Origin of the sequence: Sphingosinicella terrae (genome assembly GCF_003347635.1) — a bacterium.
In the GTDB taxonomy this organism is placed as follows: domain Bacteria; phylum Pseudomonadota; class Alphaproteobacteria; order Sphingomonadales; family Sphingomonadaceae; genus Allosphingosinicella; species Allosphingosinicella terrae.
Genome location: NZ_QDFY01000003.1, coordinates 131369 through 153914, shown reverse-complemented (window position 1 = coordinate 153914; position 22546 = coordinate 131369). Strand labels below are relative to the sequence as shown.

The 22546-nt window shown below is 67.9% G+C and carries 24 protein-coding genes and 1 pseudogene; 15 read left to right on the top strand and 10 right to left on the bottom strand.

Annotation, left to right across the window (positions count from 1 at the left end):
- Positions 1-4 precede the first annotated feature (4 nt).
- Together DDE10_RS09035 and DDE10_RS09030 are read left to right on the top strand one after the other, a co-directional pair.
- Entirely contained in the window at positions 5-1600 is a 1596-nt protein-coding gene (locus DDE10_RS09035) for an alpha-amylase family glycosyl hydrolase (protein WP_114952439.1), read from the top strand.
- 201 nt (positions 1601-1801) lie between these two features.
- A complete protein-coding gene (locus DDE10_RS09030) occupies positions 1802-2593 on the top strand; it encodes a class I SAM-dependent methyltransferase (RefSeq protein ID WP_114952438.1) in 792 nt (263 codons plus the stop codon).
- A gap of 30 nt (positions 2594-2623) precedes the next feature.
- Here DDE10_RS09030 and DDE10_RS09025 read toward each other — a convergent pair.
- The 9 genes and pseudogenes from DDE10_RS09025 to DDE10_RS08985 form a co-directional block, all read right to left on the bottom strand.
- Positions 2624-2884: pseudogene (locus DDE10_RS09025) on the bottom strand (DUF899 family protein); the annotation flags it as partial.
- Between the two features lie 218 nt (positions 2885-3102).
- Positions 3103-3624, bottom strand: a complete 522-nt coding sequence (locus DDE10_RS09020) for a hypothetical protein (protein WP_114952436.1) — start codon at positions 3622-3624, stop codon at positions 3103-3105.
- A 122-nt stretch (positions 3625-3746) separates the two neighbouring features.
- Positions 3747-4439: a DUF899 domain-containing protein gene (locus tag DDE10_RS09015; RefSeq protein WP_114952435.1), complete on the bottom strand. Its 693-nt coding sequence runs from the start codon at positions 4437-4439 to the stop codon at positions 3747-3749.
- A 21-nt stretch (positions 4440-4460) separates the two neighbouring features.
- Positions 4461-4703, bottom strand: coding sequence for a hypothetical protein (locus tag DDE10_RS09010; protein WP_114952434.1), 243 nt, complete (start codon positions 4701-4703; stop codon positions 4461-4463).
- Between the two features lie 106 nt (positions 4704-4809).
- Positions 4810-5208 carry a DUF1801 domain-containing protein gene (locus DDE10_RS09005; RefSeq protein ID WP_114952433.1) on the bottom strand — a complete coding sequence of 133 codons (399 nt, stop codon included), beginning with the start codon at positions 5206-5208 and terminating at the stop codon, positions 4810-4812.
- A gap of 38 nt (positions 5209-5246) precedes the next feature.
- Positions 5247-5726 carry a DUF1801 domain-containing protein gene (locus DDE10_RS09000; protein ID WP_114952432.1) on the bottom strand — a complete coding sequence of 160 codons (480 nt, stop codon included), beginning with the start codon at positions 5724-5726 and terminating at the stop codon, positions 5247-5249.
- Between the two features lie 46 nt (positions 5727-5772).
- On the bottom strand, positions 5773-6183 hold the full coding sequence (locus DDE10_RS08995; protein WP_114952431.1) for a low affinity iron permease family protein: 411 nt from the start codon (positions 6181-6183) through the stop codon (positions 5773-5775).
- A 116-nt stretch (positions 6184-6299) separates the two neighbouring features.
- Positions 6300-7463, bottom strand: a complete 1164-nt coding sequence (locus DDE10_RS08990) for a glycosyltransferase (protein WP_114952430.1) — start codon at positions 7461-7463, stop codon at positions 6300-6302.
- A 14-nt stretch (positions 7464-7477) separates the two neighbouring features.
- On the bottom strand, positions 7478-8254 hold the full coding sequence (locus tag DDE10_RS08985) for a competence/damage-inducible protein A (protein ID WP_114952429.1): 777 nt from the start codon (positions 8252-8254) through the stop codon (positions 7478-7480).
- A 95-nt stretch (positions 8255-8349) separates the two neighbouring features.
- On the opposite strand from DDE10_RS08985, the gene map reads away from it, so the two are divergent.
- A complete protein-coding gene (gene map, locus DDE10_RS08980; RefSeq protein ID WP_114952428.1) occupies positions 8350-9180 on the top strand; it encodes a type I methionyl aminopeptidase in 831 nt (276 codons plus the stop codon).
- 78 nt (positions 9181-9258) lie between these two features.
- Here the strand turns inward: map and DDE10_RS08975 are convergent, their stop codons facing one another.
- Entirely contained in the window at positions 9259-9669 is a 411-nt protein-coding gene (locus DDE10_RS08975) for a hypothetical protein (RefSeq protein WP_114952427.1), read from the bottom strand.
- A gap of 224 nt (positions 9670-9893) precedes the next feature.
- On the opposite strand from DDE10_RS08975, the gene DDE10_RS08970 reads away from it, so the two are divergent.
- From DDE10_RS08970 to DDE10_RS08915, 12 genes are all read left to right on the top strand, one after another.
- Positions 9894-10232, top strand: coding sequence for a P-II family nitrogen regulator (locus tag DDE10_RS08970; protein ID WP_114952426.1), 339 nt, complete (start codon positions 9894-9896; stop codon positions 10230-10232).
- Positions 10233-10260: 28 nt separating this feature from the next.
- Positions 10261-10485, top strand: a complete 225-nt coding sequence (locus tag DDE10_RS08965) for a helix-turn-helix domain-containing protein (protein ID WP_284734543.1) — start codon at positions 10261-10263, stop codon at positions 10483-10485.
- A gap of 371 nt (positions 10486-10856) precedes the next feature.
- Positions 10857-12269 carry a type I glutamate--ammonia ligase gene (glnA, locus tag DDE10_RS08960; protein WP_114952425.1) on the top strand — a complete coding sequence of 471 codons (1413 nt, stop codon included), beginning with the start codon at positions 10857-10859 and terminating at the stop codon, positions 12267-12269.
- 253 nt (positions 12270-12522) lie between these two features.
- Positions 12523-13032 carry an RNA polymerase sigma factor gene (locus DDE10_RS08955; RefSeq protein WP_284734542.1) on the top strand — a complete coding sequence of 170 codons (510 nt, stop codon included), beginning with the start codon at positions 12523-12525 and terminating at the stop codon, positions 13030-13032.
- Positions 13033-13047: 15 nt separating this feature from the next.
- Positions 13048-14022, top strand: coding sequence for a FecR family protein (locus tag DDE10_RS08950; RefSeq protein ID WP_114952424.1), 975 nt, complete (start codon positions 13048-13050; stop codon positions 14020-14022).
- Positions 14009-16378: a TonB-dependent receptor gene (locus DDE10_RS08945; RefSeq protein WP_114952423.1), complete on the top strand. Its 2370-nt coding sequence runs from the start codon at positions 14009-14011 to the stop codon at positions 16376-16378. Before DDE10_RS08950 ends, DDE10_RS08945 begins: the two co-directional genes overlap by 14 nt.
- Positions 16365-17129 carry a polysaccharide deacetylase family protein gene (locus DDE10_RS08940; protein ID WP_114952422.1) on the top strand — a complete coding sequence of 255 codons (765 nt, stop codon included), beginning with the start codon at positions 16365-16367 and terminating at the stop codon, positions 17127-17129. The genes DDE10_RS08945 and DDE10_RS08940 overlap by 14 nt, the downstream gene beginning before the upstream one ends.
- Before the next feature lie 46 nt (positions 17130-17175).
- Positions 17176-18303: a glycosyltransferase gene (locus DDE10_RS08935; protein ID WP_114952421.1), complete on the top strand. Its 1128-nt coding sequence runs from the start codon at positions 17176-17178 to the stop codon at positions 18301-18303.
- 79 nt (positions 18304-18382) lie between these two features.
- Positions 18383-19333, top strand: coding sequence for a hypothetical protein (locus tag DDE10_RS08930; protein WP_114952420.1), 951 nt, complete (start codon positions 18383-18385; stop codon positions 19331-19333).
- The gene (locus DDE10_RS08925; RefSeq protein WP_114952419.1) at positions 19330-19842 is read left to right on the top strand and encodes a DUF2141 domain-containing protein; all 513 of its coding nucleotides are present in this window, start codon (positions 19330-19332) and stop codon (positions 19840-19842) included. The genes DDE10_RS08930 and DDE10_RS08925 overlap by 4 nt, the downstream gene beginning before the upstream one ends.
- Before the next feature lie 4 nt (positions 19843-19846).
- Complete coding sequence (locus DDE10_RS08920; RefSeq protein ID WP_114952418.1) at positions 19847-21001, top strand: glycosyltransferase; 1155 nt, start codon at positions 19847-19849, stop codon at positions 20999-21001.
- Between the two features lie 251 nt (positions 21002-21252).
- Positions 21253-22446 (top strand): LptF/LptG family permease, encoded by a 1194-nt coding sequence (locus DDE10_RS08915; RefSeq protein ID WP_114952417.1) that lies wholly within the window; start codon positions 21253-21255, stop codon positions 22444-22446.
- Positions 22447-22546: the final 100 nt, after the last annotated feature.

The window sequence follows — 22546 nt, the reverse complement described above, 5'->3', positions numbered from 1 at the left end:
CGACATGGCCGGCAGCCAATGGTGGCAGCATGGGATCGTCTATCAAATCTATCCGCGCTCGTTCCAGGACAGCAACGGGGACGGCATCGGCGACCTGACAGGCATCCGCCAGAGGCTGGACTATCTCGCCTGGCTCGGCATCGACGCGATCTGGATCTCGCCTTTCTATCCCTCGCCCATGGCCGATTTCGGCTACGACATCGCCGATTATTGCGGCATCGATCCGATGTTCGGCACGCTCGAGGATTTCGACCGGCTGCTCGCCGACGTCCACGCCCGCGGCATGAAGCTGATCCTCGACTTCGTCCCCAACCACAGCTCGAGCGAGCATCCCTGGTTCAAGGAGAGCCGGTCCAGCCGAGACGATCCCAAGCGGGACTGGTACATCTGGCGCGATCCCGCGCCGGACGGAGAGCCTCCGAACAACTGGCTCGCCAATTTCGGCGGGCCGGCCTGGACCTTCGACGCGGCCACCGGCCAATATTATTACCACGCCTTCCTGCCCGAGCAGCCCGACCTCAACTGGCGCAGCCCGCAGGTCCGCGAGGCGATGTGCGACGTGCTGCGCTTCTGGCTCGATCGCGGCGTCGACGGCTTCCGGGTCGACGTTATCTGGCACCTGATGAAGGACGAGCAGTTTCGCGACAATCCGCCCAATCCGGGCTGGCACCCGGGCATGCCGAGCATCGACCGGCTGCTCCAGCATTATTCCTGCGACCGCCCCGACATTCACGACGTCGTCGCGCAGATGCGCGCCGTGCTCGATTCCTATCCCGAGCGTGTGTTGATCGGCGAGATCTACCTGCCGCTCGAACGGCTGGTCGCTTATTATGGCGAACAGCTCGAAGGCGCGCACCTGCCCTTCAACTTCCAGCTGATCTTCGCGGCCTGGAAGGCCGAGGAGATCGCCCGCATCGTCGCCGAATATGAGGCGGCGCTGCCCGCCGGCGGCTGGCCCAACTGGGTGCTCTCGAACCACGACCAGAAGCGCATCGCTACCCGCGTCGGCGTCGCCGAAGCGCGGATCGCGGCGATGCTGCTGCTGACCCTGCGCGGCACGCCGACGCTCTATTATGGCAGCGAGGTCGGCCTCGAGGACGTGCCGATCCCGGCGGACCGGGTGCAGGATCCGTGGGAAAAGAACGAGCCGGGCCTGGGCTTCGGCCGCGATCCGGCACGCACGCCGATGCCGTGGGCGCCCGGCCATGCCGCCGGCTTCACCACCGGCACGCCCTGGCTGCCGCTCAATGCCGACTGCCAGGAGCGCAACGTCGAGCGGCTGAAGGCCGACGACCGCTCGATCCTGTGCCTGTACCGCCGCCTGATCCAGCTCCGGCGCACAGAGCCGGCTCTCGACCGCGGCGCCTATGTCCATGCCCATGTCGAGGGCGACCTGTTCGCCTACGAGCGGCGCCACGGCGATCGGCGGCTGCTGGTCGGCCTCAATTTCGGCCACAATCCGCAGACCCTGACCTTGCCGGCCGATGCCGCGGGCGGGCGGGTGCTGCTGTCGACGCATCTCGACCGCGAAGGCGCGATGGTCGCCCAGACCGTGGCGCTGCGGCCAGCCGAAGGACTGATCGTCGCGCTGGACGGATAATGGCGGGCCGGCAGGCTCTCGCCAGCGCCGGCCACCACGGCCGCAGCGAATAAAATAATCGATTCTAACGCGCGCGAGGTGCGGCCAGCCGCTGCGGCGCTCGCCTCCTCCCGCCGAGCGCTTGCCCTGATGCTATGCTTGCGGCACATTCGGACAAGCGGCGTGCTTGACAAGTATGTAACGATATATCATTTAGTGCTTATGGCGGCCTCCCTCAACGACCCCTGCTTCTGGAGCGGATTTGCGGCTTATCAGAAGCTCGCCCACCGATTCACCGCCTTCTACGCCGAGCGGGCCTGGACACAGGCCGAGCTTGAGCCGGGCGCGCGCGTCCTCGACATAGCGGCGGGCACCGGCGCGCTGGCGCTGGCGGCGGCGAAGGCGGGAGCCCAGGTGCTCGCGACCGACTTTTCGCCCGGGATGGTGGATGCGGTCCGATCGCACGGCCTTACCAATGTCGAAGCCGCGGTCATGGATGGGCAGGCGCTCGACCTGCCGGACGCCTCGTTCGACGCCGCCTTCTCGATGTTCGGGATCATGCTCTTCCCGGACTGGCGCGCCGGCCTCGCCGAGATGGCACGGGTGCTTCGGCCCGGCGGCCTCGGTTGCGTCGGGACTTGGAAGGAGCCTGCCGGGGCGGCGGCCAACCTGTTGCTCGCGAGGCTGTGCGCCGCCTTGTTTCCGGAAATCCCGCAACCCGCGCCGATCGAGGGCATGAACGCGTTGCGCGATCCTGGCCGGTTCGCGGCCGAGCTCGAGTCGGTGGGCCTGACCGACATCTCGATCGGCGAGGTCTCGACCGATTACCCCTTCGACGCAGAGACGCTTGCCGATCCGAACCTGTTCCAGTTCAGCCCGCTTTGGCCGGAACTCGACGGCGCCCGGCGCAAGGCCGTTCTCGCCGCCCTCCACGCGGGTCTCGAGGCGCAAGGAGGATTGCTGCCGGTTCCTTCGCCGGCACTGATCGGGATGGGACGCAAGCGGTCCGGATGACGCCACGCATAAGGTCGCCGGAGAACTCCGCTACGAATATGCGGGCGGGACAACGATGGTCTCGGGCGACGTCAATGGTGACGCCTTGGCCAGCCTGGAGATCCGTCTCGCGGGAACGATCGATCTGCAGCCGGCCGACTTCATCCTCTGAAGGGGATTGGCGGCGTCGACGCCTCGATATTCGTCGTGGAGGCGCAGCCAGGCCATCGTGCCGTCGCCGTCGTTGCGGCCGTCGGGCGCGAGATCGAGCCAGTTGAAGGCGCCCATCAGCGACTCGGCGCCGCGATGATAGGTCGTGCAAGTGGACGAGGTCGCCGCTGCTGCCGGTGCCCTCGCCGGCGCTGATCGGGACGGAGCGCAGGATCTGAGACCCTACCGCCACCGGCAAGACTAGCCTCAAAGCCGGGAGAACGAAGGGGCCGGGGCCTTGGCGCCCCGGCCCGGTCTTCTAGAGCCTGTCTCGACCATGATGTACGTCGCGGACCGCTTCGGCCCGAGACGATCATGGTCTAGAGGGCGGCGGTGCGGGCTCGCGTGGCGTTGTGGCCGCCGTTGCGGTACAGGATCTCGCTTGCGCGCTCGGCGCCAACGCTAGAGCCGGTGACCGTCACGACGACGCCGCCATCCTTGAGGCGGCCGCCATAATAATCGGCATCCTCGCGGCTGACGCCATGCTTGGTCAGCACTTCGTTGAGCGTGCCGCCGAGCGCGCCGATGCCAGCGCCGATCGCCACCGCTTCGGGAAGCGCCCCAGCCGCGATCGCACCTGCCGCGGCGATCGGGCCTACGCCGGGAATGGCGAGCGCCGCGACGCCGAGGCCGGCGCCGAGCGCGCCGCCGCCGAGAATACCCCTCAACACATTGCGATGATGCTCGTCGGTGACCTCGCCGTCGCCCGACGACGTCGTGGTGGTACCGCCATGATGGGCGATCACGGAAAGCTCGCTATCGCTGACGCCGAGACTGCGAAGGTCGGATACCGCCCGCTGGGCTTCGTCGTGACTGTCGAAAATGGCTGATGCTTGTACCATGGATGATCCTCTCGGTTGAACCGCGTCCTCGCGGCTGGTCCCTCAACCGAGAGCCGCTCCCCGTCGTTCCGCGGCGACGTGGAGCCGGCCTGTTTTCACCACATATGGCCGCTGCCTTCTCCTCAATATTCATCGTGGAGGCGCAGCCAGCTCATCGTGCCGTCGCCCTCGTTGCGGCCCTTGGGCGCGAGATCGAGCCAGTTGAAGGCGCCCATCAGCAGCTCGGCGCCGCGATGATAGGTCGAGTAGGTGTGGAAGACGTCGCCGCTTTCGTCCTTCGCGAACAGGCTGGCGCCGAACATGTCTGGGCTTCGGCGGATGATCGTGCCGTAATTGTAGACGGCACTGCCCTCGGCGAGCTGCTCCGGGGTAAAGGAGACCCCGAAATCATAGTTGAAGTCGCTGCCTTCGGAGGAGAGCCAAAGGAAGGTCCAGCCCATCCGTCCCTTCACCTCCTCGATGCGGCGGAGCGGTGCGCGCGAGACGGCCGCGAAGGCGAGATCGGCCTGCTCGAAATGCTGCCGCGCCGCATCGACATGGTCCGCGATGAAGGAACAGCCGGGGCAGACATGGTCCGAGCCCGGCGTGAGCATGAAATGATAGACGGCGAGTTGGCTGCGGTCGCCGAACAGGTCGGCCAAGCCGGTCTCGCCCGATGGGCCCTTGAATATGTAGGGCTTGTCGATCCGAACCCACGGCAGCTGACGGCGCTCGGCACGCAGGGAGTCGAGCTGGTGGGTCACGTCACGCTCCCTCGCGAGCAGGGCCTTGCGGGCGTCGAGCCATTGCTCGCGCGAGCCGATGCGATGTTCCATGGTCATTCTCCTCGGAAAGAGTCAGGATCGGGACGGCTTGCGGCCGCCCGGGCGAGACAGCCACGCCGGCAGGTGGAAGAAGCTCATCAGCAGGTACATGGCGGTCATGCCATCGACCGGCAGCAGGCCGATGGCCGGGCCGCAGAGCGCGATCGCGGCGGGCTGGCTTGCCGAAGCCAGCGCCATCAGCGCGAACGCGGGCGCTGCGGCGAGAGCGAGCCAGGCCGCAGGTCCGTGGTTCGCGGTTGTTGAGGATGTCGTCATGGCGCGCTCCCGATCGCTTCGACGAGAGCTAGTGCAAGCGATGGATGCCGCGTGAGTGACAATCGTGGCGCGATTTGTCCCGGCCGAGGCCGGGCCCGGATTCTGGCTAGCGCCGCTTGCGCGATCCGTTCAGCGCGACCGCGGCCCGGATCAGAGCCTTGAACGGTTCGACGTCGATCTCGACGCCTTCGCGCAGATCGATCGCGCGGCGGGTATTGCCGTCGAGGCTGGAATTGAACAGGCGGGCCGGATCCTCGAGCGAGGCGCCCCTGGCGAAGGTCAGCTTGACGACCTGCTTGTAGGTCTCGCCGGTGCAGATGATGCCGTCATGCGACCAGACCGGCACGCCGCGCCATTTCCATTCCTCGACGATGTCGGGATCGGCCGCGCGAATAAGCGCGCGAACGCGGGCGAGCGTCTCGCCGTGCCAGTCGCCGAGCTCGGCGATGCGATCGTCGATGCGTTGCGAGGCGCTCATTTCGCCGCGGTCGCCGGTATCGGTCATGGTCTTCCTTCGCTTCCGCGGGCCGGACGCGACGACGGTTACGCCATCCAGCCCGGGATCTTTGCCGCCTGCTCGATCCAGTCGGCGAGCTGCGCTTCATCCACCGCCTCGTCCTCTTCGATATGGACATAGCGGGTGTTCGGATCCTTGGAACCGACCGGCGGGAGCGGATCGAGCTGGGCGCCGCGGAAGAAGGTCAGCTTGAGGTAGCGATTGAAGGCGTGGACGGCGAGGAACCAGCCCTGGCCCTCCACGCCGTAGAAAGGCGAGTTCCATTTGACCGCCTTGCGCACGCCGGGCACGGTCCGCTCGACAAGCGTGTCGAGGCGGCGACCAGCCTCGCTTTTCCAGCCCGGAAGCGCCGCGATATAGGCCTGGACCGGTGCGTCGCCGTCGCCCTTGGGGATTTGCGGATTGCCTCCAGAGAGGAGGACAGGCTTGCCCGTCTTCTCGGCGCCTGCCGGGGACGGCCGCTTCACCGTCGTCTTGGTCTTCGTCCCGGATGTCGTCTTGGCCATGGCAACGTCGCCAATGCCCCAGCGCAGCCCAGCCTGTAAACCGTCCTCAATAGCGCTTGAGCAGCTGTTCGACCGAATCGTCGGCCGTTTCGGCCTTGCCGCCGCGGCCGCTCACCTCGCGCTCCAGCGCATGGCGAATGGCTTCGATCTGCGCGTCGGTGAGATGCTCGATACCGATGAACTGGGGGCGGGCGTGATCGACGGCGCGCAACAGCTCGTCGAGCTTGGCCTGCATCGCCGCGGCGTCGCGATTCTGGCTGTTCTGGATCAGGAAGACCATGAGGAAGGTGACGATGGTGGTGCCCGTGTTGATCACCAGTTGCCAGGTATCGGAGAAACCGAAAACCGGCCCGGTCACTGCCCAGACCAGGACCACCGCGAAAGCCAGGACGAAGGCGAAGGGCTGGCCGACCAGCGACGACACGAATCCGGCGAATCGGGTGAACAGGTGGTCCATGGCTGCCGGCCAAGAGCGCGCGAGCACCCGGATTGTTCCGCGCCTGGAATGACATGCCGGGCGAGCTCACCTGACCAGGGCGGACTCCAGGCCGCCTCGCCTCGCCGCCCGGGAAGTCAGCAGTCCGAGGCCAGAGCGAGGATCGCGGAATCGGCATCGGGCTGAGGGCGGGAGAGGAAGCCGGGGCCGGCGGCGCGGGCGCGGGCCGACAGGGCCTGGTCGGCGTGGACGCGCCGCAACGAAGCGGCGAAGACTTCGGGCTGGATCTCGGCGAGCGCGACATGGCCGCCCAGCCCTACGCGCGCGAGGGCGCGGCCGTGGAGGTGCTTCTCGAGATCGAAATGGAAGACGACGTGCGGCAAGCCGGCCGCGAGCCCGGCGCAGACGAAGCCATGGCCGCCATGGGAGAGGAGCAGGCGCGAGCGTTGCGCGATCAGCGGCAGCGGCAATGGCTGCGGTTCGAAGCCCATGCCGCCGCCCTCGATCGCCGCGCGTACGGCAGGGAGCGCGCGCGGCACGTGGACCCGGACCGCGAGTCCGGACCGCGCGAGCCCCTTCCAGAGGGGGCTGTCGGCGCCCAGGCGTTCGGGCGCGTAGACGAACACCTCCTCGCCGTCGCCGGGGACCGCGTCGAAGCCCTCGGGCAGCGGCCGAGCCAGCGCGCCCCGCCGCTCGCCGGCATAGGGGTCGAGCTCCGCAAAGGTCTCGGCAAAGACGAGATCGGCGGAGAAGACCGCAGGAAGTGCTGCGACCGGCGGCCGTCCGGCGAGCGCGAGACCCTCATTGACCCGGACGAGAAGCCCGTCCTGGTCGATCCCCGCCTGGCCGGTGAGCGAAGGGAAAGCCGCCATCTCGGCCGGCGGCGCGGAGAAGCCGGTGCCGAGCAGGACGGTCGGCAGCCGGCCGCGGGCGGCGAGCAGGAGGAAGGGCGCGAAATCGGCGACGACGAGGCCGGGCCGGACGCTGTCCAGGATCCGCTTCCAGCCGCCGATCACGGCCGCGACCAGAGCGGAATCGTCCATGCCAAGCCGGGCAAGGATGTCGGCCATGCCGGCGGGCGGCGGCAAAGGCGGCTTCGCGACCGTGACCAGAAGGCGCGGCGACAGCGGCGCCTGCCAGACCGGTGCCCCGCCGGCCTGTTCGGAGGAGATTGCGTCGATGCGCTGCAGGGCGAAGACCGGATCGTGACCCGCCACGCGCAGGCGGTCGGCAAGGCGGACCAGCCGATCGGCGTGGCCGCGATTGGCGCCGAATTCCCAGCCGATCAGAACGCGCGTCATGCCGGATCCTGGCCCTACAGGCCTTCGGGGGCGACATCGCGGCCGTCCGCCTGGAGCCGCGCGACGAGATCGGCGCGGCAGGCTTCGAGCGCGGCCTCGTCGGGGCTGCGGACGACGAAATTGGCGCCGCCGCGGCCGTCGCGGAAGAAGGGATAGGAGCCGATCTGGCAGCCGGGATGCGCCCGCTCGGTGTCCGCGAGCAGGAGCGCCACCTCGCTCTCCGCCACCCAGCAGCCGATCGTCCGCGAAAGCAGCGGCCGCCCGCCCTCGATCGTCCCGGACAGCGCCTCCAGCATCGAGGCGGCGACGGTGGGAATCCCGGCCAGGATGAAGATGTTGCCGACCCGGATACCCGGCGCGCCGGAGCGCGGATTCTCGATGAGATCGGCGCCCTGCGGCACACGCGCCATGCGCAGCCGCGCCTCGGTGAGCCCGCCGCGCTCGGCATAATAGGCCTCGAGCGTGGCGCGGGCGCGGGGGTGGACGATCACGGGAACGCCCAGAGCCGCCGCGATCGCGTCGACCGTGATGTCGTCGTGGGTGGGACCGATGCCACCGGTGGTGAAGAGATAGTCGTAGCCCCGGCGAAGGGCGTCGACCGCGTCGCCGATGCGGGCATGGTCGTCCGGCACCACCCTGACCTCGCCGAGGCGGATGCCCTGGAGGTTGAGCCAGAGCGCGATCGGCGAGATGTTGCGATCCTGGGTCCGCCCCGAAAGGATCTCGTCGCCGATGACGAGGAGGGCAGCCGTCCAGATCCGTTCGCTTGCCACGGCACCTCCGTCGGTCATGGGGCGCAAGCCATGAAGAAAAGCGCGCGCCCGAACAAGCCCACGCGCCCGCGCCCTTCATTGTTTCGAAGCGTCCGGAGCGCTATATCCGGCGGATGACCGACACCCACATTCTCGACCGCGACGATGCGGTCATCGGCCGCCACGGCGCGATCAAGCTCCACGGACCGGAAGGCTTTGCCGGCATGCGCGCCGCCGGGCGCTGCGCCGCCGAGATACTGGACGCGCTCGTGCCGCACGTCGTCCCGGGGGTCACCACCGGGGAGCTGGACGACATCGTCTTCGCCCAGATGCGCGCCCGCGGCGCGATTCCGGCGACCCTCGGCTATCGCGGCTATACGAAGAGCTGCTGCACCTCGATCAACCATGTCGTCTGCCACGGCATTCCCGGCGAGCGTGTCCTCAAGGACGGCGACATCGTCAATATCGACGTCACCCCGATCCTGGACGGGTGGCACGGAGATACGAGCCGCATGTACCTGGTCGGCGACGTGCCGCTGAAGGCGCGGCGGCTGGTCGACGTCACCTACGAATGCCTGATGCTGGGGATCAAGCAGGCCAAGCCGGGCAACCGCCTCGGCGACGTCGCCCACGCCATCCAGAGCCATGCCGAGAAGCACCGTTATGGCGTCGTCCGCGATTTCTGCGGCCATGGCCTCGGCCGCGTCTTCCACGATGCGCCGGAGGTGGTCCATGCTGGCCGGCCCGGCACCGGCCCGGAGCTGCGCCCCGGCATGTTCTTCACGATCGAGCCGATGATCAATATCGGCCGCCCCGACTGCAAGATGCTCGACGACGGCTGGACCGCCGTCACTCGCGACCGCAGCCTGTCGGCGCAGTTCGAGCATTCGATCGGAATCACCGAGGAAGGCTGCGAGATCTTCACGTTGAGCCCGCAGGGCCTGCACAAGCCGCCTTACGCCTGAGGTCCGGCTCGACCGAAAACGAGAAAGGGCGGCCGTGCCGGAGCACCGCCGCCCTTTTGCTGTCGCGTCTCGGCCCGATCAGTCGCGCGGGCGGGTATAGGGGACGAAATCGCCCAGGAAGACGAGGCCGGTCATCATCCGCGTGCTGGTATCGACCAGCTCGACGGTGTCGATGCTGCACAGCCGGTCGGTACCGCGCATCCGCGTCAGCAGGGTATCCCAGCGATCGAGCGACTCGGCGCCGGAACGCGGCCGGTTGACGTAGACCGTGCTGCCGGCGTCGTAGACGATCGCGGTGTCGTCGATGATTCGGGTCGAGCGGACGCGGTGCAGGTCGATGCAGTCGACCGGCTCGCCGGCGACCCGCCCCTCGACCTCGCGGGCGAGCTCGGCCTCGCGGTCCGCGGGCTGGGCCGCGACCGCCGGAACCGCGCCCAGAGCGAGCGCGGCGGCGAGAGACGCGGCGATGGGGTTGATGAGCTTACGCATCTTGGCTTTCCTTCATGCTCGCCAGGCGGCCTTCCGGCCGGATGGCTCAGGGAGCCATATACGCCGGAGCGCCTGAACAAGGGCTGACGCGCAGCGGTTGGTGGGGGAGCCACGCGCGCCAGCCCCCGTCGCCTTGACGGCGCGGCGGCTCCATTCCCGCAGGGGCCGCGCCCTTGCCTCGCCCGGCGAGTCGCCTATGCTGCATCGCAGCAGCGGAGATTCGGGTGAAGAAGGTCGAGGCGATCATCAAGCCGTTCAAGTTGGACGAGGTGAAGGAGGCGCTGCACGAGGTCGGCGTCTCCGGCATCACCGTGCTCGAAGCCAAGGGCTTCGGCCGCCAGAAGGGCCATACCGAGCTCTATCGCGGCGCCGAATATGTCGTCGACTTTCTTCCCAAGGTGAAGCTCGAGGTGGTCGTCGATGACGGCCTCGCGGAGCGGGTCGTCGAAGCGATCGCCCTAGCCGCCCAGACCGGGCGGATCGGCGACGGCAAGATCTTCGTCTCGACCATCGACGAGGCGGTCCGAATCCGCACCGGCGAGCGGGGGACCGACGCGATCTGATGCGCCGGAGAGCGACCGGGCCGTGCCGATGACCGAGAAGAAGGGCCCGGACCCCCTGCTCGCCTCCATGTCTCCCGAGGAGGTGCGCGCGCACATGCGCACCCTGGGCTATCGCACCCAGAACGATCTCGCCGCCGCGATCGGCGTCAGCCGTTCGACGGTAAGCCTGTGGCTCGAGGGCAAGGTCGGGGTGCCCCGGCCGGTGGCGATGCTGCTGCGCATGCTCGTCGCGGCGCAACGGCGGCCTTTCTAGGAGCGATCCGCGGCGATGGCCCGCTTCCCTCGGGTCTCTTCATCGACGCCGCTTGGGAAGACGCAGTGGTGCCCGCGGGGTCGATGCTCTTGGCGCGCGCATGGCTGCCTCACCGAGAGAAAGTGACCCGGCTTCGCCGGCCATATGACCGGAAGTCCGCAGCTTTGTGTTTGCGTCTTTGCGGGCCATGATCGCTGCCTGTCCGCCGGCCGCGACGATGGAAAGCGACGGGGCGGCGTGTGAAATATTCACACGGGGCGGCCGCGCACTGGACCCTCGGCGGCTGCGGGGTAGGGGTGGAGACGGGGGGCGCGCCGCGGATTCGCGGGCGCGGGCTTTCCGGGAATCATTGACGAAGGACAGAGTTGGACATGGCTAACGACGCGGGCGCGATCCTCAAGCGCATGAAGGAAGAGGAGATCGAGTGGGTCGACCTCCGGTTCACCGATCCCAAGGGCAAGTGGCAGCATCTGTCGATGTGCGCGGGCGTCGTCGACGAGGACCAGCTCACCGACGGCTTCATGTTCGACGGCTCCTCGATCGCCGGATGGAAGGCGATCAACGAATCCGACATGATCCTCAAGCCCGATCTCGACGCTTATTACGTGGATCCGTTCAGCGCGACGCCGATGGCGGTCCTGTTCTGCGACATCGTCGATCCGGGCACCGGCGAGCTCTATGCGCGCGATCCGCGCTCGACCGCCAAGCGCGCCGAAGCCTATCTGCAGGCCACCGGCATCGGCGATGGCGTCTATGTCGGCCCCGAGGCCGAATTCTTCATGTTCGACGATGTCCGCTTCGAAGACGGCTATGCCTCCTCCGGCTTCACCATCGACGACATCGAACTGCCGACCAATACCGGACAGAAATATGACAGCGGCAACCTTGCCCATCGGCCGCGCGCCAAGGGCGGCTATTTCCCGGTGGCGCCGGTGGACAGCGCCGTCGACATCCGCGGCGAGATGGTGTCGACCATGCTCGAAATGGGCCTGCCGATGGACAAGCACCATCACGAGGTCGCCGCCGCGCAGCACGAGCTCGGGCTCACCTTCGGCGGCCTGACCGAGACGGCCGACCGGATGCAGGTCTACAAATATGTCGTGCACATGGTCGCCCATGCCTATGGCAAGACCGCGACCTTCATGCCCAAGCCGATCAAGGCGGACAACGGATCGGGCATGCACACCCACATGTCGATCTGGAAGGGCGGAAAGCCGCTTTTCGCCGGCAACGGCTATGCCGGCCTTTCGGAGATGGCACTGTTCTTCATCGGCGGCGTGATCAAGCATGCCCGCGCGCTGAACGCCTTCACCAACCCGACCACCAACAGCTACAAGCGGCTGGTGCCGGGCTTCGAGGCGCCGGTGCTGCTCGCTTATTCGAGCCGGAACCGATCGGCCTCCTGCCGCATCCCCTACGGGTCGGGCGAGAAGGCGAAGCGGGTCGAGTTCCGCTTCCCGGACGCGATGGCCAACCCCTATCTCGCTTATTCGGCCCTGCTGATGGCCGGCCTCGACGGGATCCAGAACCGGATCCATCCGGGCGATCCGATCGACAAGAATCTCTACGACCTGCCGCCGCAGGAGCTGGTCAACGTGCCGACCGTCTGCGGCAGCCTCCGCGAGGCGCTGATCGCCCTGCACAACGACCGCGCCTTCCTCACCCGCGGCGACGTGTTCAGCGACGACCAGATCGACGCCTATATGGAGCTCAAGTGGGAGGAAGTGATGCGCTGGGAGACCACGCCCAGCCCGGTCGAGTACGACATGTACTATTCGGCCTGACGGCACGAAGGAATGCCCGCCCGACGGGGCAAGGCCATTCGGTAGATCGGGACGGCAGGGGTCGGAGAGCCTGTGCCGTCCCTGTCCTCCTATTTCGGACAGGGCAGAAAGTGGCGCCCGGCGCGGACGGCCAGGGTTGGCGGTCGATTCGACCGGTGCTAAGCTTCGGGCGGCTGCGGCGCCAGCCGCCGCTCCGTCGAGGTCGAGCACAGTCAGACACATCTTGGATATACCTGACGGCGGCATCAAAGCGGTGTTTCTCGACAACCGCGCGATATTGCTCCGCTTCCTGGCTGCCCGCCGTGCCACGCCGGACGAGGCGGAGGACGTCCTTCAGGACCTGTTCGTCAAGCTGGAAACCCAGATCATAGGGCCGATCGCCGAGCCGCTTCCCTATCTTTGCCGCATGGCGGACAATCTACTGGTCGATCGGCGACGTTCGGCGGCCGCGCGCTCGGTGCGCGAAGAAGCCTGGATGGGAACCCTGTTCGGATCGGAGGTCGACGACCGGCCGTCGGCCGAGCGGCTCCTGATCAGCCGGGAGACGCTGGCGCTGATGTCCGACGCCCTGGCGCAGCTCCCCGACCGGACCGTCACCATCTTTCGCCGATTCCGCATCGACGGCGCTCCGCAGCGGGAGATCGCGGCAGAGCTGGGCATCAGTGTCAGCGCGGTCGAGAAGCATTTGCACAAGGCCTACAAGGCGATCGTCGAAGCGCAGGCGAGCCTGGATGGGGATTCGCCCCGTCCGCTCCGTTCCTAGGGCAGAGGGACAGTCATGGCACAGCAGAGGCAGGAGGGCATTCAGGCTGAAGCCATCGAATGGCATGTGCGCCTTCAGGCCGGCGGCACGGAGGATTGGGAGGCCTTCATCCATTGGCTGGAGGCGGATCCCGCGCATTCGGCCGCCTATGACAGAGTCAAGATCGCCGATGCGGCGGTCCACCCGGACATGATACCGGTCAGAGGCTCACCGGAGGCGGCAAATGATGTGGAAGATGCGCCGGCGCCGGCAGGCGGCGCTCGCGGCCGCACCGGCCTGTGGGCGACGGCGCTCGCCACGGCCGCGGCGGTCCTCGCGATCCTCGTCGCTCTGCCCTGGCTGACGGCGGGTCCGAGCCGGTACGAAGTCGCCACGGCTGCGGGCGAGCGGAGGAATGTGGACCTGGGCGACGGCAGTTCCGTCGTGCTGAACGGAAGCACGCGGCTGATCCTCGATCGGGACGATTCCCGTTACGCCGAGCTCGTCGCGGGCGAGGCGACCTTCACCGTCCGGCACGATGAAGCGCGTCCGTTCCTGGTCGCCGCAGGCGATCACCGCGTCCTCGACGCCGGCACGATCTTCAATCTCGTCCGAGACCCCGATCGCTTCTCGGTCGAGGTGGCCGAAGGTGCTGTCGTCTACGATCCCGAGGGCACGGCCGTTCCCTTGGCTGCTGGCCAGACATTGCTCGTCCGCAGCGGCGCCCGACCCCTTTTGAGTCGACGTGAGCCTGGGGACATGACCGGCTGGCAGCGGGGGCGGCTCAGTTACGGGGGCGTCCCGCTCGAGACGGTGGCAAGCGATCTCTCCCGGAACCTGGGGACCGAGGTGAGGCTCGATCCGGACGTCGCGGCGATGCCGTTCACCGGATCGATCCAGGTCGGCGAAGATGCCGCGACCCTTTCCACGCTCGCCTCGACGCTCGGTCTTCAGGCCCGCAATACCGGGAGCGGCTGGGTGATCGAGCCGCAGCCCCGTGCGACTCGCTGAGCCGGCCGCTGCCCTGATCGTCCTCTGCACGGCGGCCACACCGGCCGCCGCGCAAATGGTGCAGGTGAACATTCCCGCCGGGCGGCTCAGCGACGCGCTGATAGCGCTTGCCGAGCAGACCGGGCTCACCATTGGCGCGAGCGATCCGGCGCTCTCCGGCGTCCGTACGCGTCCGCTGCGCGGCCGCATGTCCGCTCGCGCGGCGCTGGACAGATTGCTGGCGGGGACCGGCTATCGCTATGCCTTCGTCAATGCGCGCGGCGTGCGGATCATGCGCGGGCCGCCGCCGCCGCGCCGTCGTCCATCCCCGCCTGCGCCTGCCGTTTCGCCGCCGCCGTCGCCGCCGCCCGCGCTGATCGTGCCGCCGATCATCGTCACCGCCAGCAAGCAGGATATTGCGCTCGATCGGTTCGGCGGGACGGTCCGTCTGATCGATCTGGACCATGAGGCAGGCCGGTTCGGAGCGCGAGGCAGCGACGCGATCCTCAGCCGGCTCCCCATGCTGGCCTCGACCAGCCTCGGGCCGGGCCGCAACAAGATCTACGTTCGAGGCATTGCCGACAGCAGCTTCAACGGGCCGAGCCAGTCCATTGTCGGCCAGTATCTGGGCGACGTCCGGCTTACCTTCAGCGCGCCCAACCCGGACCTTCATCTCCACGACATTCGCCGGGTGGAGCTGCTCGAAGGCCCGCAGGGCACGCTCTACGGCACCGGCTCGCTCGGCGGGATCCTTCGGTTCGTCCCGCACGAGCCGGACTCTTCCGTATTCTCGGCGGGTCTCACTGCCGGCCTCCTGGCGACGCGGCACGGCGGCTGGGGAAGCGACGTCTCCATCATGTTCAATGCGCCGCTCGTCCGGGACAGGCTGGCGGTCCGCGCGGTCGCCTATGCTTCGTCGGACGCGGGCTATATCGACGATGTCGGACGCGGCCTGCGGGACGTCAACAGGACGTCGGTGGTCGGCGGACGCGCGGTCCTGCGCTGGGAGCCCGGCGACCGGTGGCGGATCGACATCGGCGCGCTCAGCCAGAACATAGACGGGCGCGACGGCCAATATGCGATGCGTGGACTGCCGCCGCTGTCCCGCCGGACCAATCTCGCCCAGCCGTTCGCTAACGACTATCAGCTCGCGCACCTGACCGTGCGCAAACGGTGGGACGGCGTCGAGCTGGTCTCGACCACGAGCCTCGCACGGCACGATCTGGAGACCCGGTTCGATGCGAGCGGCTTTCCGGGCACCGAAGGCCCCCAGCTCTATGCCGAGGACGTGAATATCACCCTGATCTCGAACGAGACCCGCATCGCGCAGTCCGGTTCGCGAGGCGAAGGCTGGGTCTTCGGATGGAGTGTCCTGAGCGACACGAACCACATCACCCGCCGCCTCGGCCCGCCGAGCGCGGCGCTGCCGCTTCCAGGCGTGCGAAACGAAACCCACGAGGTGGCCCTGTTCGGCCAGTACAGCCTCTCCCTGACGTCGCGGCTGGTCGCCACCCTCGGCGGGCGGCTCACCGTCGCGGAATCGATCGGCGAGCCGCTCGATTCACCCGACGACGATGAGGACGAGCCGAACCAGACGAACGTCCATGTTTCGCCCGCCGCCGCCTTGACCTGGACGGCCGGTGATGGCTGGCTGGCCTACCTCCGTTACCAGGAGGGTTATCGCGCAGGCGGGCTCGCCGTCTCGCCGACGGCTTCCGCCTCCCCCACGCAGCGCCTGGACTCGGACGAGCTCACCTCGATCGAGGCGGGGCTGCGTTTCGGGCGCCGCGATGTCGGCAGGCTCTCGTTCACGGCGGCCGCTTCCTACACCGCATGGACGGATATCCAGGCCGACCTCATCGATATGCGAGGCCTTCCCTACACCGCCAATCTCGGCGACGGGCGAATCTACGGCCTGGAGATCGAGGGTTCCTGGCGGCTGACGTCGTCGCTCAGCGTCGACATGGCAGGCTTCTTCAACGACAGCGCGCTGTCCAATCCCAATCCCCCGTTCGCGGATCAGGACGGGCGTGATCTTCCGAACATCGCCAGTTCCGGCGCGCGCATGGCCGCTCATTTCCGGACCGATCTGGCGCCTTCCCTTTCGCTCGCCGTCGACGGCTCCATTCGCTATGTCGGCGAGTCCCAATTGGGGGCCGGTGGACCTGCCGACGTCAGCCAGGGCGACTTCGTCGAAGGCCAGATCGGAGCCCGGCTCGACTTCGGCCGGTTCGGCCTTTCGCTCGACGTCGACAATGTCGGGGACGTCCGGGGCAATCGCTTCTCGTTCGGCAATCCGTTCAGTCTTGCCGATGGCACTCAGATCACGCCGCTCAGGCCGCGGACGATCAGGATCGGATTCGATGCGGAATTCTGACAGTACGAAGCCTAGAAGGCGGCTGCTGGCGTCGATCCACGATGTCAGCCCCCTGTTCGAAGCGGCTGTCGACCGGCTTTTCGATCGCCTGCAGGGCCATCTCGGCTCGGCCCGGTTCGCCATGCTCGTCGTCCCCGACTTCTGGGATCAAGCCCCCCTCTCCCGTGCGCCGGGCTTCCGCGCCAGGCTTCGCGGCTGGGCCGACGACGGTGTCGAGATGTTCGTCCACGGCTGGAACCATCGCGACGACCAGGTTCATTCCGGCCGCTGGGCCTCCTTCAAGGCACGGCGAATGACGGCGCGGGAAGGCGAGTTCCTCGGACTGGACGCGGCGGAGGCGCGCCGACGGATGCGCGAAGGGCGCGCCATCATCGAAGAGGCGATCGGCCGCCCGGTGGCCGGATTCATCGCACCGGCCTGGCTTTACGGCGAAGGCGCCAGACGCGCGCTCGCGGAAGAGAATTTCGCGCTTGCCGAAGATCATCTCAGGGTGTGGCGGCCGTCCGACGGGGCGATCCTGTCGCGGGGCCCCGTCATCACCTGGGCCAGCCGCAGCCGGGCCCGGAGAGCCTCCTCGATCGGCTTTGCCGGCCTTGCCCGTACCCTGCTGAGGCCGATCCCGGTGGTCCGCCTCGCGGTCCATCCCGGCGACGCAGGATGCCCGACGCTGATGGCCAGCATAGACAGGACGGTTGCCGCCTTCAGCGCCGGGCGCGAGCCCGCGCGCTATCGAGACCTGATGGGGACCTGAGGAAGCGGCTCCGTCTTGGGTTGAGCACCCGCGACAGGACTTCGGATTGCAGCCGCCCCTCCATATCCTCGCTTATGTCCACAGCTTCGAGCCCGGAGGGGTCGAGCGCGTCGGACTGCGCCTCTGCGATGCGTGGCAATCCGCCGGCGCGAATGTGACGGTCCTGCTCGGAAGGCCCCACGGCGCGATGCGTCGCGATGCGCCGCGGCTGAACTATACCTGCTACCCTTCCGGACCGTTTCCGACGGCTTGGTGCGAGACGGCCTGGATGATCCTGTGTCTGTGGCGCCAGGTGCGATCGACACGACCGGACGTGATCTTCTGCCCGGGCAACAGCTACACGGTGGTTGCGGTGGCGTTGCGGCTGCTGCTTGGCGGCCGCTGCCCCCCCATCGTCGCCAAGGTCAGCAACTCGCTGACGCGGAACGACATGATCGCGCCGGTCCGGTTCGCCTATTGCCTCTGGCTTCGGCTGCAAGGAGGCCTGGTGACCCGCTGGGTCGGCATGGCGGCCTCGATGCGGACGGAGATCGCCGCGGCGATGGGCGCACCGGAAGCCGAGATCGAGATCATCGAAGACCCGGCGCTGGACGAGCAGGAGGGCTTGCGACTGGCGCGCGCGCGCGACGACCGGCCCTGCCGGCCGGAGACGGGCCGGCTGTTCCTTTCGGTCGGCCGGCTGTGCCCGCAGAAGCGCTTCGATCTGCTGATACGCGCCTTCGCGCGGGCGGCCGCGGCCGGCGACAGGCTCGCCATTCTCGGCGAGGGACCTTCGCGACCGCGCCTCGAAGCGCTCGCGCAGCGGCTCGGAATCGACCAACGGATCTCGCTGCCCGGCCATTGCCGCGACATCGCGGCCTGGCTGGCCCAGGCCGACGTCTTCGTCCTTTCCTCCGACTATGAAGGCGTGCCGGCGGTGATCATCGAAGCGATGGCGGCCGGCGTCCCGGTCGTCGCCACCGACAGCAGCGCCGCCATGGAAGACCTGCTCGACCACGGCCGGCTCGGCCGGCTCGTCGCGTGCGGCGACATTGCGGCGCTGGCGCAGGCGATGGCCGAAGCCGGCACCGCTTATCCGAACGTCGAGGCGGCGCGCGCCCAGGCGGCCCGCTTCCGCGTCGAGCGCGCCGCACCCGCTTATCTGACGGTCCTGCGCGCGGCCGCTTCGGCTTGATCGCAGATCCAGCGCGCGGAGCCGTGAGGAAGTCTGCACGGGTCTCCGTCTACGGGTATGAGCGTCCCCGGATTCCCTTATGTATCGGCCTAGCGGCATGGCCGCCGAGCTGGCCGACACCTCCATCGCGGCGACCGCTGCCGTCCTTCCGGATCCCCCGCCGCTGCCGACGTCGGCGAGCGGGTGGATCCACTGGCTGGGCCTCGCAATCTCGGCTGCCGTCCTCGTGGCCATCCTCGATCAGCTGCGGAGCCTGGACCTCGCCCGGATCGCCGTGCTGCTGCCGGTCTCCGCGGCCTTCTGGGCGGCCTATTGGGCCTATTACCTGTTCCCGATCGCCAGCGAGTGGCTGATCTTCCGGCGCCTGTGGCGGATTCCGCCGTCCGGATTCATCGCGCTCACCCGCAAGTTCATCGGCAACGAAGTGCTGCTGGGCTATATCGGCGAGGTCTATTTCTACGCCTGGGCCCGCAAAAGGTCGCGGATGACCGGTGCGCCGTTCGGGGCGATCAAGGACGTCGCCATCCTGTCCGCTCTGGTCGGCAACGTCGTGACCCTCGCGATGATGGCGGCGGCCTATCCGATCGTCGGCGAGCTTCGCCTGGGGCTCGGAGGCAGCGCCTTCTATCTCTCCGCCTTCGCCCTGGCCGCGACATCGCTGGCCGCGCTGCTGCTTCGCCGGCGCGTCTTCAGCCTGCCCGCCGACGAGCTTCGCTTCGTCGTCATCGTCCACCTGGCGCGCATTCTCGCCACGACCGGCCTCGCCGCCCTGATGTGGTACCTTGTCCTTCCCCATGTGCCGCTGGGCTGGTGGCTGCTCCTGGCGGCTCTGCGCCTTCTGCTGTCGCGCCTGCCGTTCCTGCCGAACAAGGATCTCGCCTTCGTGGCGCTCGCCATGTTCGCGATCGGCCAGGACAGCCAGATCACGGCGCTTCTGACGATGGTCGCGAGCCTCATCCTGGCGACGCACGTGCTGCTCGGTCTCCTGCTCGCGAGCGCCGAGCTGTCCGGCCTCAAGGAGCGGATATGAACCTCACGATCATGATGATGATAGCGGCGGCGACGCAATATATCCCCTCGACTCCGTCGCTCGGCGTGGCCGAGGGCCGCTGCCGGCCCAACGAACCGGGACCGGCCATCGTCGTCGACGTGGCCGGTCTCAGGGATCGCCAAGGCCGCCTCAAGCTCGAAGCCTATCCGTCGAACGACGCGGATTTCCTGGCCGACGACAATGTCCTCGTCATGGCCGGCAAGGTCTTCCGCCGGGTCGAGCGGCCGCTTCCCGCCTCAGGCGACGTCAGGCTGTGCATACGCGTGCCGGCGCCGGGGGAATACAGCCTCTCCCTTCTCCACGACCGGGACGGCAACCGACGGTTCGGCCTTTCCTCCGACGGTATCGGGTTTCCGAACAATCCGAGGCTGGGCCTTTCCCGGCCGAGCGCGGCCGCCACCCGGGTGGTGGCGGGCCGCGGGCTGACCCGAATCCGGATCGTGATGAACTACCGCCGCGGACTCTCCTTCAGGCCCCTGGGGCAGTGATCCCGTGAAGATCGTCGACGTTTGCGCATTCTACAGTCCCCAGGGCGGCGGTGTCCGCACCTATGTCGATCAGAAGCTGACCATCGGACCGCGGCTGGGGCACGAGATCGTGGTCCTTGCCCCGGGACCGCGCGACTATAGCGAAGCGCGAGGTCCCGGCGCGAGGATCGAGTGGATCGCCGCCCCACGCTTCCCGCTCGACCGCCGATATCGCTATTTCAGCGACGCCGCGGCGTTGCACCGCAAGCTCGACGGTGAGCGTGCCGATTTTGTCGAGGCTTCGTCGCCCTGGCGAAGCGCATCCGCCGTCGCGACCTGGCAAAGCGAAACGCCCCGTGCCCTGATCATGCACGCGGATCCGATCGCCGCTTATGCCTATCGTTGGTTCGAAGGCGTGGTCAGCGTCACCACGATCGACCGCGGGCTCGACTGGGGCTGGCGATATCTGCGGCGACTCGACCAGGCCTTCAACGCGGTGATCAGCCCGAGCGCGTCCCTGTCGGCGCGGCTCGTCCAGGCGGGCCTGGGCAGAGTGGTCACCAATCCAATGGGAATAGAAGCCGGCCTCTTCTCCCCGGAGCTTCGCGATCCGGCCCTGCGCGCACGAATGCTGGCACGCTGCGCGCTGCCGCCGACCGCGACGTTGTTGCTCGGCGTCGGCCGCCACGGTCCGGAGAAGCGCTGGCCGATGGTGGTGAAGGCGGTGACGGCGGTCAGCTTCGACCGCCCCGTCGGTCTCGTCCTGGTCGGCGACGGCCGCGATCGGTCCCGGATCGTGCGGGAGATCGACGGAAATCCCCACATCCATCTGATATCGCCGGTCAGCGACCGGCTTGCGCTCGCGCGCCTCATGGCCAGCAGCGACGCGCTGATCCACGGCTGCGAGGCCGAGACTTTTTCCATGGTCGCGGCCGAGGCCGCGGCGTCGGGGCTGCCCCTGATCGCCCCCGATCGTGGCGGGGCGTCCGATCATGCACGCGCCCAGGGCGGCTTCTGCTTCGCATCGGGCGACGCCGCGGATGCGGCCCGCGCCATCCGCGATTTCATTGTCGCGGACGCCCCCCGGCCGGTTCCCGCCCCGCGCACGGTCGCGCAACATTTCGAGCGGCTTTTCGATCTCTACGAGTCACTCGTCTCGGCACGCCGGCTCGCAGCCTGAAAAGTGTGGATTGGGTGGCCCCGCTCCGTCTTTGGTTGTGACAGAAGAATTCCTTTCCTCGCCCGACACACTCACATTCGACCCGGCGCCGGCGATCGCGGAGCCGATCGTCGCAAGGGCCGCGCACCGGCCCCGCCTGCGTCACGTCGGCAGTACCAACCCGGACGGCTGGGCGCTGTTCGGCCGGCTGCTCCTGTGGGCGACGCGGAACGCAAGGAAAGCGGAACCTCGGCCGAACGAAGGCGACGTTTCTGCCTAGGCTCCTCCTCATCGATCGCTATGTCCTCCGCCAAGTGATCGTCTGGTACGCAATCGTCGTCGGCGTGGTCATGTTCCTCCTTTGCCTCGAAACCACGCCTCGACTGTTCGTCCAGCTTGCCGGCATTCCCGGAGGACCGAGCCTGGTGGCACGCTCGCTTGTCAGCCTTTTGCCGGAATATGTCGCGATCGCACTTCCCATCGGCCTGTTCCTCGGGACGGCGCTGACTTTTCGGCGTCTCGCGACGGCTGGCGAGCTGGAAGTCTTCGCCGCCAGCGGAATCGGGAATGGCCGACTCCTCATGGGCCCGGCAATGCTCGGAATCCTCACCTGTGCGCTGCTCGTCGGCCTCAGGGGCTATATCCAGCCGGCCGGCGAGCGGAGACTCGATGCGATCGGCATGGCCGTGCGGGCCGGCCAGTTCGGCTATTCGATCGAGCCGGGCATATCGCACCGGCTTGGCCGCGAAAGTCAGCTCTATTTCGCACGAATCGACAGCGCGTCCGGCAGAGTCGAAGATGTCGTGGTCAATCACGGCGGAATGACCGCTCTGGCCAATTCGGCAATGCTCGATCTGTCCGCTGACGACCATTTCGTCCTGGCGCTGCACGATGTCACCGCGGTCTGGGGCAGCCTGGCTGGCGATCCACGGGCGCTCCGCTTCCGCTTTCTCCGGGTGGCGATTCCCATTCCCGATGCGCAACGCCCGCCAAAGCAGCCGCCCCGCGATCGCCTCGACCGTTTCTCGCTCGGTCAGTTGCTGCACTTCGACCGGACACAGCCTGGCAGCGCAGAACTCGATGTGGCGATGGCGCACGCTTCGGCCTCGGCCCGGGCCGCCGCCGCGATCCTGTGCTGCATCTTGCCGCTCTTCGGCTTCGTCCACGGCGTGCCGCCGAAACGCTCCCATGCGGCGATCGGTCTCGGCGTCGGCATCATCGAGATCATCCTCTTCTGGCGGATCTCGGCACTCATCGAAGATCGTTTCACGCCCTTTGCCCCCGCCGCCCACGCCGCGTTGGTCGCGTTCTACGCCATCGTGGCGTTCCAGATGATGCGCTTCCAGCGGCGGGCGGGCCTGGGCGCGGTCGAGCAAGCCTTGATCCACGCGATGGGATACGTTCGTCGGAGCGCGATGGGCGCCATCGGCCGCAGGAAGCGCGTCGGGGGCGACCGCCCGGTTTGAACTATGCCTGGGCCGGGACCAACTCGACCGGTCGGTCGATGGTGAGGCGCTAGACGCCTGATATGTCACGATCTCTTAGTCATCGGAGGATCCCATCCGA